Below are 17,618 nucleotides of genomic sequence, written 5' to 3'. Positions count from 1 at the left end.
AGATACTGCCAAAGTTCAATCTTTTGGGTCGCGCTAAAGCCGAATTACAAGCCGAACCGGATCGCTATGACGTATGAGGGTGCGTTGGTCGGGGAAAGCATAAGGGGGAAGCGAGCGCGTGTCGGACAAGTTTCGTGTAGTCATCATCGGGTCCGGACCGGCGGGCATGAGCGCGGCTGGCCGCGCGGCGCAGCTCAAGCTGAAGCATGTGCTGCTCGAAAAGACCGACCATCTCTCCGATACCATCTTCAAATATCAGAAGGGCAAGCATGTGATGGCGACGCCGAGCCAGCTCGTGCTGCGCTCGGACATGGATTTCGACGCGGGCAAGCGCGAGGATATTCTCGGCACCTGGGATGAACAGACCGCAGAGCGCGGCGTCAACGTCAGGTATAATGCGGAGCCGGTCAAGATCGAAGGTGAGGAAGGCAATTTCACCCTCACCCTGAAAAATGGCGATACAGTGCAAGCCGAAACGATCGTGATGGCGATCGGTACGCAGGGCAATCCCAACCTGATGCGTTGCCCCGGCGGCGACAACAAGATGGTGCAATACCAGCTCGACGATCCGGGCGAATATTATGACGAGCATATCACGGTCATTGGTTCGGGCGATGCGGGAATCGAAAACGCCCTGGGCCTCGCTGCCGATGCGGCGCAGAATAATGTTGTCACCATTCTCAACCGCTCGGCCGAATTTGCCCGTGCCAAGAAAGCCAATGTGAAACTGCTGATGGAAGCGGGCGAGCAGGGCAAGGTGATGATCCGCAACGAGACGACGCCGGCCGAGGTCAGGGATGGCGAACTGGTGCTGGAAACCCGCGACGGGCAAGAGACGATCAAATGCGACCGGATCATCGCGCGCATGGGCAGCGCGCCGCCGCGCAAATTTGTCGAGGAATGCGGGATCGAATTTACCAGCGAAGACCGCGAGGCCTATCCCAAATTGTCGCCGGCCTTCGAAAGCACCAAGAAGGGCCTATACGTTATCGGTGCGCTTGCCGGCTATCCGCTGATCAAACATTGCATGAACCAGGGCTATGATGTCATTGAATTCATCAACGGCAATAGCGATCTGAAACCCGCCGACGAGCCGATCCTCGAAGAAAAATTCAGCAGCCTGCCGAGAGGGCGGACGGTTGACGAATGGCTGGAATTTTTCCGCGCCAATATAACCATCCTCAACGAACTTTCACCCTTGCAGATGCGCGAATTCATGCTCGACAGTCAGCCGCAAAGCTATCGCCGCGGCGAGGTCATTTTCGAACGAAGCGATCCGGGAAGTTCGCTGTTCGCTATTGCCCAGGGTTCGGTCGCGGTCGAAATCAATCCGGACGATCCCTCGATCACTGTGCCGATCGAACAGGGTTCGATCTTTGGCGAGGTCGGTCTGATCTCGGGCCGCCGCCGCGGCGCGACGATCAAGGCCGCCGAGGATGTCATCGTCGTCGAAATTCCACGCACCGCGGCGCTGAAACTGCAGGCATCGGTGCCGGCTGCGAAGCGCGCTATCACGCGTATTTCCACCGAACGGCAATTGCTGCAGATGTTCGGCTCGGGTCTGACCAGAGAGGATATTGCCGAGGTTGTCGAGACCAGCGAGATCATCAACGTCCGCGCCGGCGAAGCGATTATCGAAGAAGGCGGCGAGGGCAACGACATATATGTCATTCGTGTCGGCTCGATGGTGGTCGAGAAGCAGATCGGCGGAAAACCGGTGTTCCTCTCCTATTTGCCGGCGGGTTCCTATGTCGGGGAAATGACGTTGATCGCTGGTGGTTATCGCACTGCGACGGTCAAGGCCGCAATCAAGTCGGAAGTGATCAGGATCAACGGTGATGCCTTCAAGAAAGTGCTCGATGCCCATCCGGACCTGATGCGCAAGGCGAAGATGGAAATGGCCGCGCGACAGGATGTAAACGCCTTTGTCGAAGCGAAGAAGGACAGTTTTTCGGGCGTCGTCGACATGTACTCGGGCATTGCCAATTTTCTCGTCGACAATGGCATTGGCGAAGCCACGGATGTGCTGCTGATCGACGAAAATCTCTGCGTCGGTTGTGACAATTGCGAGAAAGCCTGTGCCGACAGTCACGAGGGCCTGTCGCGTCTCGATCGCGAGGCGGGCAAGACCTACGCCCATCTGCATGTGCCGACCAGTTGCCGCCATTGCGAGCATCCGCACTGCATGTCCGACTGCCCGCCCGATGCCATTCATCGCGGTCCCGATGGCGAGGTGTTCATCGACGACAGCTGCATCGGCTGCGGCAATTGCCAGCGCTATTGCCCCTATGGTGTGATCCGCATGGACAAGGTGCCGCCGAAAAAGCCCGGCCTGCTCAGCTGGCTGTTCTTCGGCACCGGTCCGGGGCCGGGCGAGCCGGACAAGACTTGGAGCGCCGAGCATAGTGATCCATCGGTGGAGAAACCGAAGAAAGCGATCAAATGCGACATGTGCGCCGGGATCAAGGGCGGCCCCGCCTGCGTTCGCGCTTGCCCGACCGGTGCGGCGATCCGCGTGGCTCCGGAGGAATTTCTCACCGTCGCCAAGCTCGAAGGGGAAGAGGTGTGAACTGTTTGTTTTTGCAACATCCCGTTCGTCCTGAGCTTGTCGAAGAACAGATGGCAAGACGCGGTGCTTCGACAGGCTCAGCACGAACGGTATCACCAGACACCAAACCCGCAGCAAAGGGGGGCACCCCATAATGGCCAGCAACGCCATCCCGGCCCCGTCCGGCCGCAAGAAAGTCGCAATGCATGACGGCTTCCTGAAACATGCCGGGTTCCGCTGGCTGAAGATTTCCTCGGCAATCATGCTGGTCTGTATCGTCAGCTATCTGCTTGTCGATGTGTCGCCGCGGCACAATGGCGGCAGCTGGTACGGCTATACGCTGGGCACAATCGGGGCGCTGCTGATCCTGTGGCTGACCATGCTGGGCGTGCGCAAGCGGGCGATGACACCGGGCCAGTGGTCGCTCAAGGCCTGGACCTCGGCGCATATCTATCTCGGGCTCAGTTTGATCGTGATCGGCACGTTGCACACCGGCTTCCAGCTCGGCTGGAATATCCACACCGCCGCCTATCTGTTCATGATGATCGTGATCATTTCCGGCATCGTCGGTATCTATTTCTATGTGACCATTCCCAAGGCGCTCTCCGACAATCGCGACGAGATGACCGAGACCGAAATGCTCGAGAATCTTCGTTCGCTCGACCGGCAGCTGCACGAGGCGGCGCAGCCGCTCTCGGCCGAACATGCCACCCAGGTGCTGCAGTCGCTCGAACAGGATCCGTTCGGCGGCGGCTTCTTTCGCCGCATTTCCGGTAAATATCCTGATTGCGCGACCCGGCAGGCGCAGGCTGACCTGCGCCGCGAGCGGGCCTACCAGCCTAAAATGGGCGGTGACGATCCGCTCGACAAGGTCGAGGCGCTGCTCGAGAAAAAGGAATCCACATTGGGTCGCGTCCGCCGCCACCTGAAGCTCAAGGCGATGCTGCAGGTCTGGCTCTATATCCATGTCCCGATGACGTTCGCGCTGATCGCCTCGCTCACCGCGCATATCATCAGCGTATTCTTCTACTGGTAAGGATGGAGAGACCGATATGACCTTCATTGTTCGCCAGATAACCACCACCGCCGCCGGCCGGGATATTACCCGGTCCAAGCCTTTCTCGACGGATGAAATCGGTGTTGGCCGCAGCACCGGCAACGCGATCCACCTGCCCGATCTTGCCGTCAATCCGGATCATGCGGTCATTCGCAAGCGTGACGACGGGCAGCTCATTGTCGAAAGCACGTCGGGACAGAATTTCACCCTCGACGGACAGCAGCGGATTTCCGTCACCGTCGATCCGGCCACCGGGGCGGAACTTGGCTTCGGCGGCCATATCATTGTCGTCAGCGAAGAGGGTGATGATATCATCCTGACCGTCAAGCGGGTCGAGGCTCTTTCCGATTCCGCCGAAACGCGCAGCGAGTCGACGCTGTACACGCTCAAAGGGCTGCTCCCGGGCAAACGGGTCAGCGCCTGGGGCTTTATCGCGCTGGTGCTGGCGGCCTTTCTGGTCTGGCCGATCTACACCTGGGCGACCTGGCGCGGGGTCGAAGAGCGGCCCGACCAGTTTCACGCCGACACCATGTGGTCCTCGGGCGCGCTGAGCAGCGCGCACCATGGATTGGAGCAGGATTGCCAGGCCTGTCATGTCGACGCCTTTGTCACCGTGCAGGACCAGACCTGTCTCACCTGCCACGAGGATGATGCGCACGACCATGCGGCCAAGCCGCGCCTGCTGACGGCACGGGGCGACCCGGAAGGTTTCGGCAAAATCGGCGCCGCTTTCGCTTCGGCTTTCAACAAACCGCCGGGCAGGTGTGTCGAATGTCACAGCGAGCATGAAGGCGCCGGTGCTATGGAACCCACTGCGCAGAAATTCTGCGCGGATTGCCACAACGGGATGGATGCACGGTTGACCGACACGAAATTGGAAAATGCGTCGGACTTCGGCATCGAACATCCGCAATTCCGGCCCGCTGTGCTGGTTCGCCCGGGCGGCAAGAATCCGCCGCGTGAGCGTATCTCGCTGGATGACAAGCCGACCGAGAATAACGGCCTGAAATTCCCCCATGACCTGCATCTGTCGAAGACCGGCGGTGTCGCGCAAATGGGGCGCCGGCTGGCGGCGGACTATGGTTTCGGTCCCTCTCTGGTCTGCAAGGATTGCCACACGCCGGACCCCAAGGGCGTGCGCTTCGAACCGGTCGACATGAAGGAAGACTGCAGCATGTGCCACAGTCTGGCCTTTGACGAGATTGGCGGCACGGTGCGGACCCTGCGGCACGGCGAACCGGCGATGGTGCAGGCCGATCTTCGGGCCTATTACCGCTCCACCGGCCCGGCGCGGCCGATCAATCTCGGTGGAATGAAACGCCGCCGTCCGGGCGAAAGCAACGACATCCGTGTCGCCAGCGACTACGCCCGCGCCGTCCGTTTCCGGCCAAGCCGCGCCAATCTGGCGATCAGCGAGGTCTTCTCGCGCGGCGGTGCCTGTTTCGACTGTCACGGCGTCACCCCGCCGACCGCGCGCGGTCGGGTCGACTACGGCATCAAGCCGGTGACCCAGACCGACCGCTATATGCACAAGGGCTGGTTCAGCCATGACGCCCATAAGGAAGAAACCTGTGAAAGCTGTCACAATGCACCGGCATCGAAGCAGGCCACTGACCTGCTGTTGCCGGGCATAAAGACCTGCCGCGAATGCCACGGCGGCGAATTTCAGGAAGCATCCGACGTGCCATCGACCTGCGCCATGTGTCACGACTATCACGCCGATGACGGAGCGCCCTGGCTGATCAAGGAACAACAGAAAGACAAGCAGACAAAGCCGGAGAAGCAGATTGCCCGGCGCTAGGGCAAAGGCAAAAAGGGGAGAGCGTCCATGCTGATGGCGCAGATCACGGATATTCATCTGGGCTTTGACCCGGATAATCCGGCAGAATTCAACCGCAAGCGGCTCGATCAGGCGATCAAGGCGATTTGCGCGATGACTCCGCAGCCCGATCTGTTGCTGGCAACTGGCGATCTGGTGGACCGCGGCGATCAGGAAAGCTATCAGCGGCTGGAAAATGCCCTGTCCGTCGTGCCCTTTCCGGTCCACATGTGTCTCGGCAATCATGATCTGCGAGCGCCGTTTCGTAAACAGTTTCCCGACGTTCCGGCCCCCGACGGCTTCGTTCAATATGAGGTGGACACGGCGGAGCTGCGGCTGCTGTTTCTCGACACGCTGGAAGAGGGGCGTCACGGCGGCGCTTTTTGTGAAACCCGGGCCGCCTGGCTGTCCGCGCGGCTGTCCGAGCAAACGGACAAGCCGGTCATCCTGATCCTCCACCACCCGCCGGTCGAAAGCGGGATCGAGTGGATGACCACCCATCCCGACGAGCCATGGGTCAGCCGGCTGGCGGAAACGGTGGCGGGTCATGACCAGGTCAAGGGCATGATCACCGGCCATCTGCACCGCAATATTTCTACCTGGTGGGGGGATGTCAGCCTGGCGATCTGTGCATCCACCGCGCCGCAGGTAGCGCTGGACCTGAGCGCGATCGATCCCGAAAATCCGGATGGTCGCAACATGATCGTTGCCGACCCGCCGGCCATTGCCCTGCATTACTGGAACGGCCGACAGCTGATCAGCCATTTCGAAAATGCCGAAGAGCATGTGATGCTCGCCCGCTATGACGAGAATCTGCAGCCGCTGGTCCGCGCCTTGCTTGCTGAAAGACCGGAATAGCCGGATATTCCGATGTCGTTCATCGGCAATAAACAGTCGTTCGTCTAATATTTGATTTCCAACGCAACCTTTTTTGCGTTTCCGCTCCGCTTTGGCTAGACGGTCCCCAACTGCGCTTTGTGCGCTTCGGGGTCAGCCGCGTAGAGCGGATCCCATATTTGGAGAAATGTAGATGCGATTCACGATATCCACCCGTAAAATCTTTCTGGGCGTGTCAAGCGCCGCGCTGATCGGCGCAACCGCGACACCTGCTCTCGCCGACAATCATGGAAAAAAAATGACGACAGCCGAACTGAACAAAATGAGCGCGATGCAAGCGGTCCCTGCGGATATTAGCGGGAACAGCGTGCTCCAACCCTGGACCGGTCCCTATGACGGCGTGCCTGCCTGGGACAAGATCAAGGTCTCCGATTTTCCCGCGGCTTTTCAGGCGACCATGGACAGGGTCAAGGCAGAGGTAGTTGCGATCCGCGACAATCCCGAGCCCCCGACCTTTCAGAATTTCACCCTGCCGATGGAACTGGCCGGTAATGATTCCAACGAGCTGTTCGCCATCTGGGGTGTCCACAGCAGCAATCTGTCGAACGAGGAAATTCGCAAGATTCAGGGCGAATGGATGCCGAAAATCTCGGCTTTCTTTGACGAGCTGGCGCTGGATCCAAAATTGCTCGAAAAGACCAAGGCGGTCTATGACAACCGGGAATCCGCTGGCCTGGACGCGCAGCAGATGCGTCTTGTCGAACGCAATTACGAGCAACTCGTCCGTAACGGCGCATTGCTCGAAGGTGCGGACAAGGAAAAGCTGATCGCGCTGAACACCGAATTGTCAAAAGCGTTCAACGATTTTTCCAACAAGGTGCTCGCGGACGAGGAAAGCTATATCTATCTGACCGACGAAGCCGATCTCGCCGGCCTGCCCGCCAGCTTTGTCGCGTCGATCAAGGCCGCTGCCGAAGCGCAGGGCAAGACCGGCTGGGCGCTGAAAAACACCCGTTCGGTGATGCAGCCCTTCCTGCAGAATTCCACGCGCCGCGACCTGCGCGAGAAAGTCTATAACGCCTATATCAACCGCGGCGACAATGGCGGCGAGAATGATACCAACGCGACCATTGCCAAGATCCTGAAGATACGCGCCGATCGCGCCAAACTGCTCGGGTTCAAGACCCACGCCCATTATCGCATGGCCGACACGATGGCGAAGGATCCGGAAGCGGCGATGGAACTGATGATGAAAGTCTGGCCAGCCGCCGTTGCCCGGGTGAAGGAAGAAGTCGCCGACATGCAGGCGATTGCCGACAAGGAAGGCGCCGGCATTACCATCGCGCCCTGGGACTATCGTTTCTATGCCGAAAAGGTCCGCAAGGCAAAATATGATCTCGATGCGGCCGAGATCAAACCCTATTTCAAGCTCGACAATATGGTCGACGCGATGTTCGATGCGGCGGGCAAGCTGTACGGCATGACCTTCACCGAAAATACGGGCAGCGTTCCGGTCTTCGATCCCGAAGTGCGCACGTTCGAGGTGAAGCGCGGCGACAAGCTGGTCGGTCTCTTCTATCTCGACAATTATGCCCGTGAGGGAAAACGGTCGGGCGCATGGATGACCACCTATCGCAGCCAGCATGATCTGGGCGGCAAGAACCGCTATGTTCTGGCCTCGAACAACAATAATTTCGTCAAGGGCGGCGACGGGCAACCGACGCTGATCAGCCTCGACGATGCCTCGACCCTGTTCCACGAATTCGGTCACGCGCTGCATTATCTCAACTATGACATCACCTATCCGGGCCTCGCCGGCACGCCGCGCGATTTCGTCGAATATCCGAGCCAGGTGAACGAGAACTGGTTGCTGACGCGCTATATTCTCGACAATTATGCGAAACATGCCGACACCGGAGAGCCGATGCCGCAGGCATTGGTCGACAAGATCAACAAGTCGAAGACCTTCAACGAGGGCTTTGCGACGGTTGAATATCTATCCAGCGCGATTGTCGACATGAAGCTGCACAACCGCGAAGAGCCGGTCACTGACCCGGACGCGTTCGAGCGTGAAACACTGGCCGAAATCGGTATGCCGAAGGAAATCGTGATGCGGCACCGCTTGCCGCAGTTCAACCATCTGTTCTCGTCGGACGCCTATTCGGCCGGCTATTACAGCTATCTCTGGTCGGAAACGATGGATGCCGACACCTGGGCAGCCTTTGAAGAGGCCGGCAGCCCGTGGGACAAGGAGGTCGCCGAACGCTTCCGCTCGATCATTCTGGCGACCGGCAACGAAACCGACCGCGGCGAAGCCTATCGCGAATTCCGCGGCCGCGATCCGGAGGTCAAATATATCCTCAAGAAGCGTGGTTTCCCCGTACCGGGTGAGTGACGCTGACGCGAACGGACGAAGCGGCTCTACAGGCCGCGATGGTCCAGATGGAATTAGAAAAGGGGGCCGCTTGGCCCCCTTTTTATTGGTCCTGCCGCCGCCGCGCGATCAGCGCCTGGATTTGCCGCAGCCGCTCTTCGGTCATCGAAAAGCGGAAGGTGAAGAAAAACGCCATCAGCATCAGCGGCACGATGGCGGCGGCGCCGATCAGGACCAGCGCGTCGAGCGCCGACCGTTCCACCGCTCCCGGCCGCATGCCTTCCTCCAGCCCGACCAGGTCGAGAGCAAAGCCGCCATAAAGCGGCCCCACCGCACCGCCCAGCTTTGTCGTGAACTGTAGCACCGCATAGAAACCGCCTTCCTGCCTGAGGCCTGTCTCTGCCTCATGTTCGTCGGTCAGGTCGGCCGTCAGCGAGGCAATGGCCACGATCCGCAAGATGAAGAAGCTCATGAAGACAGCGTTCTGGACAACCAGAACCGCGAAGATCACCGGGTCACCATTGTCCGGGATCAGGTCCAGCCAGCGCAGCAGATAGGGCCAGGACAGGTCGAGCAGCATCACCACCACCGCCCATTTGACTATATCATGCTTGGGCATTCGCCGGCCGGCGGTCTTCAGGAAGACCATCGCGATAGGCACCGCGATCAGCACGGACAGGCCGAGCAGCAGCCCCATCTCGGTCGCCTGCAATTCCCAGAAATAGGTCCAGAAAATGATGTTGAGCGCAATGGTGATGCCATAAGACGCGGTCGCGCCCAGATCATAGCCGAGCACATTGCGGAAATTGCGGTTCTGGAAGGTCGAGAGAAAATCAAGCCACAGCCCCGCAAAACCGGGCGTGGAGGGCGCCCGGGCAGGGTCGACTCTGGTATGGCCGATAAACTTCCAGGTCCCGGCGATGCACGCCGTCGCGGTGATCCAGACGATCAGCGCCGACAGCCAGCCATAAGTCACATAATTGCTCGCGACAAAACGGCCGTCGCCGCCCGCACCTTCGTCGAACAGGAAATAGAGGCTGGCCGAGGGCAGCAGCAAGGTGGTGAGAAACAGAAAGGCCGTGCGCTGCCCCATCAGCGCACTGCGCTCGTGATAATCCTGCGAGATTTCCGCGACCAGGGTATAATGCGGGATCGAGAAAAAGGTCAGCGCGGTGCGGATCCACAGCGAACAGCCCAACAGCCAAGCCGCCAGCCACAGCTGGCTGTCGAGCACGAAATCAGGCGGCGCAAACAGCGCGATAAAGCCCAGCCCCATCGGCACGGTGGCATAGATCATGAACGGATGCCGCCGCCCCCAGCGGCTCTTGTAGCGGTCGGACCAGCTACCGACCATCGGGTCCGACACTGCGTCCCAGACCAGGCTGAGCGACAGCACAATCCCGGTCGCCGTACCGCTCAGCCCCAGCACCTGCGTGTAGAACAGCAGCACGAACATGACATAGGCGGCTTCCTTGACCGCATAAACCGCTCCGCCAAGACCGTAGGACAGGCGGTTGGGCAAGGTTAAATGCAGAGAGGCGCTTTGGTGCTTATTCACATTGATGTCAGCGTCGCACACTAGGGGGTCTGATGCCACTGAAATCATGATAGGAGCGATATCGAGAAGCCGGTAGCGATAGCCTTGGGCGATGCGGGAGGCCCGTTGGACAAGACGGGGAAGGTGGTTCCGGAACATTCTGCTGCCGGCGGACGCTCACCGGACGCCGGCCGTTCGGAGATTCCTAACAGGCTTTGTCATTGGACGCCCGCAAGGCCTGCAAATAGACACGGGCAATGACCAGTCTGCAATCCACCCCATCGCTGCCCGTCCTTGCTCCAACAGGGCAGGCTTGGCGATCCTTGTATCTGTTTTGTCTCTTGCTGCTGACGGCTTGTCTCAGTTCACCGGTAACGGCGCAGGCAAGCGACGCTGCTTTGGATAGCTATATTGCGCAGTGCAATGCCGGCGACAAATCAGCATGTGGCAAGGCCGGGATGATCCTGTCTGATCCGAAAAGCCCGGATTTTGATGCCTTTCTCAGCTTGCGCTACTTGCAAAATGGCTGCAACGACTTCGACGGGGCGTCCTGCGGCCGCCTGGCGTTGATCTATTTTGACGGGGCAGGTGATGTCGACAAGGATTGGTCCGCGGCGGGCAATTTTTCACAAAGGGGATGTGCCGAGCAGGATCGTGACGGCTGCGATGTGGCAGAAGCTGTTTTTGCCGACAGCGGTTCACCCTATTTCGATGCGGAAAAAGCCCTTCGGTACCGGGGTATAAATTGTGGTTTTGGCCGTTGGCAATCCTGTATGCACCAGGCCCGTATCCTGTATAATCTCGGAGACTATCGGAACGCGGAGCAACTGGCTGCTCATGCATGCGGATCGGGCGGTGAAGACCGCAAATCGATCTGCGATCTTGCCGGATCGCTGAAATCCCGTCGGGTCAAGATGGAACGGGCGGAAGCGGCCCAGCGCGCCCGGCAGCAAGCGGCGCGGCAAGCAGTAAAGGCGAACAAGCGCGCCATCGTTACCAGCTTCCTCAAAAGCGGGGACTATGACGGCGCAATCTATGCTGCCATTTACAATTCCCGCACCGTCGATGATGCAGAATATGCGCTGACTGCCACCATCAATGCAGGCGCGATGGGCAGCATCTATATCGATAATCTCCATGTGCTGGACTATTGGTTCCCGTCGGGTAGCCTGAACCGGGTCATTAATACGGAAATCTCCCGCCGGTCGCGCGGCAATGATTGCGGTATATTCAATTGCACCAATATGCCGGGCGCGTCTTCCAGCCGCTGGGCCGCACAGAATGGCGGCAGTCGAAACAGCTATCGCAGATCCTCCTCGTCTGGGTCTTCGGCCTCCCCGTCAGTCTTGTCGAGCGCGGACGCGCGTAGGCAGGTGCGAGAGAAATACCGCTCCGCACATTGCACCATGAACAATAATGCAAATCGCAATGTTTGCTGAATTTCAAAATCCATCCCTATTACCGAAGGAACAGCCGATGCAGAATCTGTTGAAAATTTTTGTCGTCTTGGCGGTGATTCTCACCGAAACCACGGCGCACGCACAGTCCGGAATGAACAGCTATCAGCAAGCGGCTCTGGCCGGACAGGAAGCGGCGAACAAGGGCGATCACGCGACCGCCTTCGCCCAATATAAAATCGCCTGTTTTGACGGAAATATTGCGGTTACCTGCAATAATCTGGGGTCCATGGCGTATCGCGGTACGCATGTCGCGAAAGACTTGCCGCTGGCGCGGCGCGCCTATGCGAAGGGTTGTGCCGCTGATATTCCAGCGTCCTGCGATGTCTATGGCCGGATGCTGCGCGACGGGGAGGGAGGACCCAAGGATATTGGCGCTTCACTTGGCCCGTTGACCAAGGCGTGCGAGGGGAGCCGGTCGAGCGCCTGCTATAATCTGGGCTTTCTCCATTATGCTGGTAATGGCGTGAGTGCAGATCTCGTCAAGGCTCGACGTCTGTTTGACAAAGCCTGCAGCGGCGACAACGTTGACGGCTGCTACGGATTGGGGCTGATGGCCCAGGCCGGGCAGGGTGGCGCAGTCGATCTGGCCAGCGCAGCCAGTGCCTTCGAAAAGTCCTGCACGAAAGGGAAGGCGGACGGATGCCTGAACTATGGCAATGCGCTCTACGGCGGCGAAGGGGTGAAGCAGGACCGGGCCGCAGCACGTGCAGCCTTTGCGCAATCTTGCAATGCCGGGGCCGTGGGCGGTTGCATGAACACGGGCATATTGGCGCGCACCGGCGACGGTGGCCCGGTCGACCTGAAAATGGCCCGTCGGTTTTTCGGTTATGCCTGCAAGCTGGGCAATCAGGACGGCTGCAACGAAGCGCGGTCTATTCCGCAGCAGTGAAGACGGTTTTCCCCGGCCCGAATGTCTTGCTGGCAACCTGTCAGATATCGACAACCGCACGCGTTAAAAACACACAATGAAGGGGCGCGCCGTCCATCGAACGGCGCGCCCCTCTGTTACCGGGCTAGATCCGGCTTAAAAGCGGAAGCCAACGCCCGCGACAACCTGGTGGCGGTCGAGGTCGACGCCGATTTCATTATTATCGTTGAACAATGTGTCGTTATATTTCAGCGAGCTGTAGTTGGAATAGCGATACTCCAGCTTGACGAACGCACCCGAGCCATTGCCGTTGCCGCCGGTTCCGATCACCTGCTCGATGCCGGCACCCAGACGATAGCCGTCAACCTGCTGGCTGTCGTCGAAGTTGAGATCGACGCCATCGGATTCGGCGCGGTCCTGGAAGCGGGATTCAACGGCGGTGTTGGTGTAGCCGCCCTTGGCGTAGAGCAGCGTGGTCGGGCTGACCTTGGCACCGACGCGCGCGCCGATATACAGGTCACGCTTCAGGTTGACGCGGTAACCGAACGGCGCGTTGATGTCCTCGTCGCCTTCCTGTTCGCCGGTCGAATCCATATATTCGCCTTCGATACCGAAGACCACGGGACCCGCATCGAAGTCATAGCCGAGCGCGACGCCATAGGCGAAACCGTCAACCGACTGGTCGAGCGTATTATTCTCGAAAATGCCGTCATTGTCGGTGTCGACATCAACATCGCTGCCCGAACGCAGCGTGTCATAGCCGCCGAGAATTTCCGCGCGCGGACCGGTGAAGGGGGAGTCGGACTGCGCGGTAGCAGGGGCGGCCACGGCAAAGCTGCCGACAACCGAAGAGAGGATCAGGGGGGTGATCATGGGGGATTTCATAATTTTACTCCAACTAACTAAACATGGAACAGGATCGTTCCGGTCTTGCCCGCTATGGCTGCGGGCTTCCCGTCGATGCTGCGCCGGATACAGGGCGCGCTAGATCGACGAGTAGAGGAAACGGCCCAGAAGCAGCGGCGTTCCATCGGCAATGCAATAAGTCGAAATTGTCCGTTTCTGATGCAAAAATATCACAACGGGTCGCCGGTGCAGCGGACTATCCGCTGTCCTACACGGGCCGTCTGCGCTTATGCTGCGCCTTGTGACGAGTCTTTGCCGGGCATTCGTCCTCGCCGGCCGACGCGCCGGGGCGGAGCGTGGCAAAGGTCACACCAGGCAGGGCTGTTGTTGGGAACGTCCGGCTGTTTTCCGGGGGCCTCGGGGCAAAGGTCACAGAAAATAAAAACGGGCTGTCCTGTAACGTTCTTGCAGGGCAGGGGCGCGGCTGTCCCGCCGGCGCATCCGCGCGCTATTTATAGACGATATCGTCCGGGAAGCGCGCGGCCTGACGCAGCGCCGACAGGGCAGGGTGGTCGGCGTCGTGGGTGGTGGCGGCATTCTGACTCCAGCTCATCACCGGTTCGCGGTGCCGGATTTTCCAGACATTGCCGCGCTTCTCGAACCGGTCGAGATAGCGGCCGAGATAGGTCATCTCGCTGTCCGCGCCATCGGTTCCGGCGAGATAGTGAAAGGCGATGAGCGAGCTCTCGACGCGCGCCTGCGGTCCATCGAAGGCGTAGAGAATGTTGGTGACCAAATGGTGGGTCTGGCGGAAGGCCTTGATCGCCGGCACCAGCTCCGTGCAGAAGCCGTGGGCGGGCACGGCTTCCGGGCCGTAAGCTGTGGTGGCATCGGGCCAGTAGCAGCTTTTCAGCGTCGCTTCGTCGGCCCGGTCGACGCCGCGACAGTGCAGGGCGATGATCTCGGCGATGGCGGCGCGATCCGCCAGTTCCGCGGGGTCGGGGACGCGGCCCGGCTCCTGCATGCCTGCTCGATTGTCCCCCGCCATGGTCATCCCTCCTGCTATCGATAAGAGTAATTTACCCGATCCGTCCGGCTCCTACTATGCCTCAAAAGAACAGGAGAGATGCGATTAGGGCGACCGAACTGGAGGCCTTGACGGCCAATCTGGCGATCCGCGATCTGGCGGCGCGGTACATGCGCGGGCTGGACCGGCTGGACCGCGATCTGCTGCGCGCGCAATTCTGGGACGATGCCTATCTGAGCTACGGCATCTATGAGGGCGGTCCGGACGGCTTTGCGGACTTCTGCATCGACGCCCTGAAAACGCACGAGCGCAACCATCATATGCTCGGCCAGCATCTGATCGAGCTGTCCGGCGAGGAAGCTTATGGCGAAGTCTATTACCAGGCCTATCACAAGCTGACCAATGAGGCTGGCGAGCAGCGCGACCTGTTCATCAGCGGGCGCTATGTCGACCGGCTGGAGAAACGCGGCGGTATCTGGAAATTCGCTTATCGTTCGGAACTGGTGGACTGGGTGCGGGACGATCCCTGCACCGACGCATTTCTCGACGGTTCGCCAATGATCCTCGGCGCGCGCAAGCCTGCCGACCCGCTTTACCATCGTATCGCCATGACCCGCAAACCGGAGCCCGACCATGACCTATGACCTGACCAAACCGTCCGATACCGATCTCGCGCCGGGCGAGGCGCGCTGCCCGGGTCCCTCGATGCAGGATATCATGGACGCGGACGGCGACAATCCGCCGCCGGCGATGCGGACCGAGCAATATGAATTTCTCGGCGACGAGGATATCAGCTTCGACCGCTATATCGACCCGGCCTTCCATGAGCGCGAAATCGACCATATGTGGAACCGGACCTGGCAATGGGCCTGTCGCGAGGAGCATATCCCCGCGCCCGGCAACCAGCATGTCTATGATGTCGGCCCCTATTCGATCCTGGTCGTGCACGGCGATGACGGCAAAATCCGCGCGTTCGTCAACAGCTGTCCGCATCGGGGCATGAAATTCGCCACCGAAGGCAGCAGCGGCGCCCGGCGCTCGCACATCCGCTGCCCCTTCCACGGCATGACCTTCAATCTCGACGGATCGCTCAAGGAAATTCCCTGCCGCTGGGACTTCCCGCATCTGAACGAGGATAATTTCGGCCTGACCGAGATCCGCTGCGAAACGTGGGGCGGCTTTGTCTTCATCAACATGGACGAGGATGCGCCGCCGCTGGCCGACTATCTGGAAATATTGCCCGACCATTTCAAGCAATGGCCGATGGACGACCGCTATGTCGCGCTGCACACGCAGAAGGTCCTGCCGGCCAACTGGAAAATGGCGATGGAGGCCTTCCTCGAGGCCTATCATGTGCTGGAAACCCATTCGCAGGCGGTCTACACCGCCGGCGACGCCAATGCGCAATATGATATTTTCGGCAAGAATGTCAGCCGCTTCATGCACGCGATCGGCGTGCCCAGCCCGCATCTCAACCAGCCGGTCAGCGAGGCCAAGCTGTTCGAGAAGTTGGGCCGCGATCCGAAGGACCTGCCCGAGGGGGCATCGGCCCGGAAAGTCCATGCCGATATGCTGCGCCAGGAACATGGCAGCGCGTTCAATGTCGATCTCTCCGGCGTCTCGACCAGCGAGATGATCGACAGCCTCGAATATTTCCTGTTCCCGAACATGTTCTTCTTCCCCGGCATCAACATCCGGCTCTGCTACCGCTTCCGGCCAATCGACGTCGACCATTGCCTGCACGAGATATTGGTGCTGCAACCGCTGCCAGAAAACGGCGAGCGACCCGCGCCCGCCAAACCGATCCGGCTGGAGATTGAGGACAGCTACACCAGCGTGGAAGGCTTCGTTCTTGCGGATATCCTCGATCAGGACACCGACAATCTCGCGATGCAGAGAGATGGTGCCAAGGCCTCGAAAAAAGGCGCCCAGTCGCTCGGCAATTATCAGGAGGCCCGGATCCGGCGCCTGCAGCTGACGCTGGACGAATATCTGGTGTGAGCTATTCCGAATGCGTGGCGTCGTAACTTGATTCCAGGGAGGAGAGGCACGATGCCTTACCGAATACTGGCTAAGCGCAGCCTGCCTTTGCCAGCACCCGACGATGAATCTTGACTGGTATCTGCGAGGCATATAAGGTAACAGATAAGGCGACTAATACGCGGCATTTATTGAAAGGCTTGATTGTGAAACCAACAAATACACCGGAAAAGAATTCTGCGAAGCGACCTTATGAGAAGCCTGAATTGATGGAAATCGTTCTGGAAGATTATACCGAGGGTAAGAAGGCAATTACTGTAGTTGAAACAATCACCTTTGGAGCAGCCTCATAAATTTTGCGGGCTAATTTCAGGCTGCTGCGGCATCATGCTTTTTGTAGCTCTTTTTTTCCGTCATTCTGACCATTCAGAAAAACAGGCGATCTAAGGCCTGTCGGCTTCCTGCTTTGAGATTGTGGAAGGCGCTGAGTTCAACGTGACTTGACGAGCATCCAAGAAGGTGTTGCGAAGATAATGACCGAAAGCTTTTAGCAAGAATTCTCCTTCTTTATAGGATCGCGCATCGCGCCTCTGATCTGCATTGCTCAAGCCCCTGTAACTTTGTTTGATATCTTTCATGCCACGGCCATCGGTATCGACAAACTGGCCTACCACCGCGAGTGTCCTTGATTTGTGTTGATGCGCCACGGCCACTTTTTGCGTCGCGTCCTGCATAGTGATTATCCCCCCATCCAGCTGATCCAGCAGAGCGCAGCGAAAAGCACCGCAGATCCTGGGGCGGTGGTCGTACACGGTGCAACATTTTTCGCTGTCCAGTGCCCTGCATGGAAGCGAAAGAAAACGCTCATCGTCATCTCCCTGCGAGCGCAACGGAGGCGTAACAGCGCCATCTTCAGGGACCAATGGCGCGATACTGAACAAGCTGCCGTCGCAACATAGGCCGCAGGATGTGCAAAGCGTGCTCGATGCATCCATTTGTTTGCTATCGTTTTCCGATTGCCTCAATCTATGATCCCAAAGCTTATCAATGATATCGTCAATCGGCCTTATCGGATTTGCGACCTCAGGCGCAACCGTCCTTGTTTGGATCTTGCGATTGAAGTCCGAACCCGCACGATCTGGCATAATGGCGGGGCTGCATGTGTAGGAAATATAATGTCAGACATCCGCAACTTTCTATCCTGCTTCACGCAAAACCAGCGTTCATTGGCCTGAACTTTGACGAACTTTGGCGCAGCTGGTCCC

14 protein-coding genes are annotated in these 17,618 nt (G+C 59.0%); 10 read left to right on the top strand and 4 right to left on the bottom strand.

Translation table 11 applies throughout. The annotated features are described in order from the left end of the window. Positions 1 to 118 precede the first annotated feature (118 nt). From ACHZCJ_RS08490 to ACHZCJ_RS08470, 5 genes are all read left to right on the top strand, one after another. Positions 119 to 2,569: a cyclic nucleotide-binding domain-containing protein gene (locus ACHZCJ_RS08490; RefSeq protein WP_321325606.1), complete on the top strand. Its 2,451-nt coding sequence runs from the start codon at positions 119 to 121 to the stop codon at positions 2,567 to 2,569. A 133-nt stretch (positions 2,570 to 2,702) separates the two neighbouring features. Beyond that, positions 2,703 to 3,584, top strand: coding sequence for a hypothetical protein (locus tag ACHZCJ_RS08485; protein WP_321325604.1), 882 nt, complete (start codon positions 2,703 to 2,705; stop codon positions 3,582 to 3,584). Positions 3,585 to 3,600: 16 nt separating this feature from the next. Next, a complete protein-coding gene (locus ACHZCJ_RS08480) occupies positions 3,601 to 5,406 on the top strand; it encodes a cytochrome c3 family protein (RefSeq protein WP_321325601.1) in 1,806 nt (601 codons plus the stop codon). Positions 5,407 to 5,433: 27 nt separating this feature from the next. Then, positions 5,434 to 6,282 (top strand): phosphodiesterase, encoded by an 849-nt coding sequence (locus ACHZCJ_RS08475; RefSeq protein ID WP_159647731.1) that lies wholly within the window; start codon positions 5,434 to 5,436, stop codon positions 6,280 to 6,282. 172 nt (positions 6,283 to 6,454) lie between these two features. Then, on the top strand, positions 6,455 to 8,656 hold the full coding sequence (locus tag ACHZCJ_RS08470; protein WP_321325598.1) for a M3 family metallopeptidase: 2,202 nt from the start codon (positions 6,455 to 6,457) through the stop codon (positions 8,654 to 8,656). A gap of 82 nt (positions 8,657 to 8,738) precedes the next feature. Here ACHZCJ_RS08470 and ACHZCJ_RS08465 read toward each other — a convergent pair whose 3' ends face one another. Continuing rightward, positions 8,739 to 10,193 carry an MFS transporter gene (locus ACHZCJ_RS08465; RefSeq protein WP_321325596.1) on the bottom strand — a complete coding sequence of 485 codons (1,455 nt, stop codon included), beginning with the start codon at positions 10,191 to 10,193 and terminating at the stop codon, positions 8,739 to 8,741. 377 nt (positions 10,194 to 10,570) lie between these two features. Here ACHZCJ_RS08465 and ACHZCJ_RS08460 point away from each other — a divergent pair, with 377 nt between their 5' ends. After that, positions 10,571 to 11,611 (top strand): sel1 repeat family protein, encoded by a 1,041-nt coding sequence (locus tag ACHZCJ_RS08460; protein WP_321325594.1) that lies wholly within the window; start codon positions 10,571 to 10,573, stop codon positions 11,609 to 11,611. Between the two features lie 37 nt (positions 11,612 to 11,648). Beyond that, positions 11,649 to 12,521: a tetratricopeptide repeat protein gene (locus tag ACHZCJ_RS08455; RefSeq protein WP_321325592.1), complete on the top strand. Its 873-nt coding sequence runs from the start codon at positions 11,649 to 11,651 to the stop codon at positions 12,519 to 12,521. Positions 12,522 to 12,656: 135 nt separating this feature from the next. On the opposite strand, the gene ACHZCJ_RS08450 is transcribed toward ACHZCJ_RS08455, so the two are convergent. Continuing rightward, entirely contained in the window at positions 12,657 to 13,385 is a 729-nt protein-coding gene (locus ACHZCJ_RS08450; RefSeq protein WP_236554089.1) for an outer membrane protein, read from the bottom strand. Between the two features lie 469 nt (positions 13,386 to 13,854). Further along, a complete protein-coding gene (locus ACHZCJ_RS08445) occupies positions 13,855 to 14,394 on the bottom strand; it encodes a nuclear transport factor 2 family protein (RefSeq protein ID WP_321325587.1) in 540 nt (179 codons plus the stop codon). 56 nt (positions 14,395 to 14,450) lie between these two features. Here ACHZCJ_RS08445 and ACHZCJ_RS08440 point away from each other — a divergent pair, with 56 nt between their 5' ends. The 3 genes from ACHZCJ_RS08440 to ACHZCJ_RS08430 all read left to right on the top strand — a co-directional run bounded on the left by ACHZCJ_RS08440 (position 14,451) and on the right by ACHZCJ_RS08430 (position 16,706). Next, complete coding sequence (locus ACHZCJ_RS08440; RefSeq protein ID WP_321325585.1) at positions 14,451 to 15,017, top strand: nuclear transport factor 2 family protein; 567 nt, start codon at positions 14,451 to 14,453, stop codon at positions 15,015 to 15,017. Continuing rightward, positions 15,007 to 16,374, top strand: coding sequence for an aromatic ring-hydroxylating dioxygenase subunit alpha (locus ACHZCJ_RS08435; protein WP_321325583.1), 1,368 nt, complete (start codon positions 15,007 to 15,009; stop codon positions 16,372 to 16,374). The genes ACHZCJ_RS08440 and ACHZCJ_RS08435 overlap by 11 nt, the downstream gene beginning before the upstream one ends. A 185-nt stretch (positions 16,375 to 16,559) precedes the next feature. Beyond that, the gene (locus ACHZCJ_RS08430) at positions 16,560 to 16,706 is read left to right on the top strand and encodes a hypothetical protein (protein WP_394700082.1); all 147 of its coding nucleotides are present in this window, start codon (positions 16,560 to 16,562) and stop codon (positions 16,704 to 16,706) included. Positions 16,707 to 16,796: 90 nt separating this feature from the next. On the opposite strand, the gene ACHZCJ_RS08425 is transcribed toward ACHZCJ_RS08430, so the two are convergent. Next, positions 16,797 to 17,498, bottom strand: a complete 702-nt coding sequence (locus tag ACHZCJ_RS08425; RefSeq protein ID WP_321325579.1) for a YkgJ family cysteine cluster protein — start codon at positions 17,496 to 17,498, stop codon at positions 16,797 to 16,799. Positions 17,499 to 17,618 lie beyond the last annotated feature (120 nt).

The sequence above is a fragment of the uncultured Parasphingorhabdus sp. genome, assembly GCF_963677535.2.
Lineage (GTDB): Bacteria > Pseudomonadota > Alphaproteobacteria > Sphingomonadales > Sphingomonadaceae > Parasphingorhabdus.
Note: the sequence above shows the minus strand (reverse complement) of the source record. Positions and strands in the feature narration are given on the sequence as shown.

What these genes read in the sequence shown, in the direction of transcription:
- ACHZCJ_RS08425 (WP_321325579.1), bottom strand. Translation starts at nt 17,498, where the DNA reads ATGCCAGATCGTGCGGGTTCGGACTTCAATCGCAAGATCCAAACAAGG.
- ACHZCJ_RS08475 (WP_159647731.1), top strand. Translation starts at nt 5,434, where the DNA reads ATGCTGATGGCGCAGATCACGGATATTCATCTGGGCTTTGACCCGGAT.
- ACHZCJ_RS08440 (WP_321325585.1), top strand. Translation starts at nt 14,451, where the DNA reads ATGCCTCAAAAGAACAGGAGAGATGCGATTAGGGCGACCGAACTGGAG.
- ACHZCJ_RS08485 (WP_321325604.1), top strand. Translation starts at nt 2,703, where the DNA reads ATGGCCAGCAACGCCATCCCGGCCCCGTCCGGCCGCAAGAAAGTCGCA.
- ACHZCJ_RS08435 (WP_321325583.1), top strand. Translation starts at nt 15,007, where the DNA reads ATGACCTATGACCTGACCAAACCGTCCGATACCGATCTCGCGCCGGGC.
- ACHZCJ_RS08470 (WP_321325598.1), top strand. Translation starts at nt 6,455, where the DNA reads ATGCGATTCACGATATCCACCCGTAAAATCTTTCTGGGCGTGTCAAGC.
- ACHZCJ_RS08445 (WP_321325587.1), bottom strand. Translation starts at nt 14,394, where the DNA reads ATGGCGGGGGACAATCGAGCAGGCATGCAGGAGCCGGGCCGCGTCCCC.
- ACHZCJ_RS08455 (WP_321325592.1), top strand. Translation starts at nt 11,649, where the DNA reads ATGCAGAATCTGTTGAAAATTTTTGTCGTCTTGGCGGTGATTCTCACC.
- ACHZCJ_RS08480 (WP_321325601.1), top strand. Translation starts at nt 3,601, where the DNA reads ATGACCTTCATTGTTCGCCAGATAACCACCACCGCCGCCGGCCGGGAT.
- ACHZCJ_RS08450 (WP_236554089.1), bottom strand. Translation starts at nt 13,385, where the DNA reads ATGAAATCCCCCATGATCACCCCCCTGATCCTCTCTTCGGTTGTCGGC.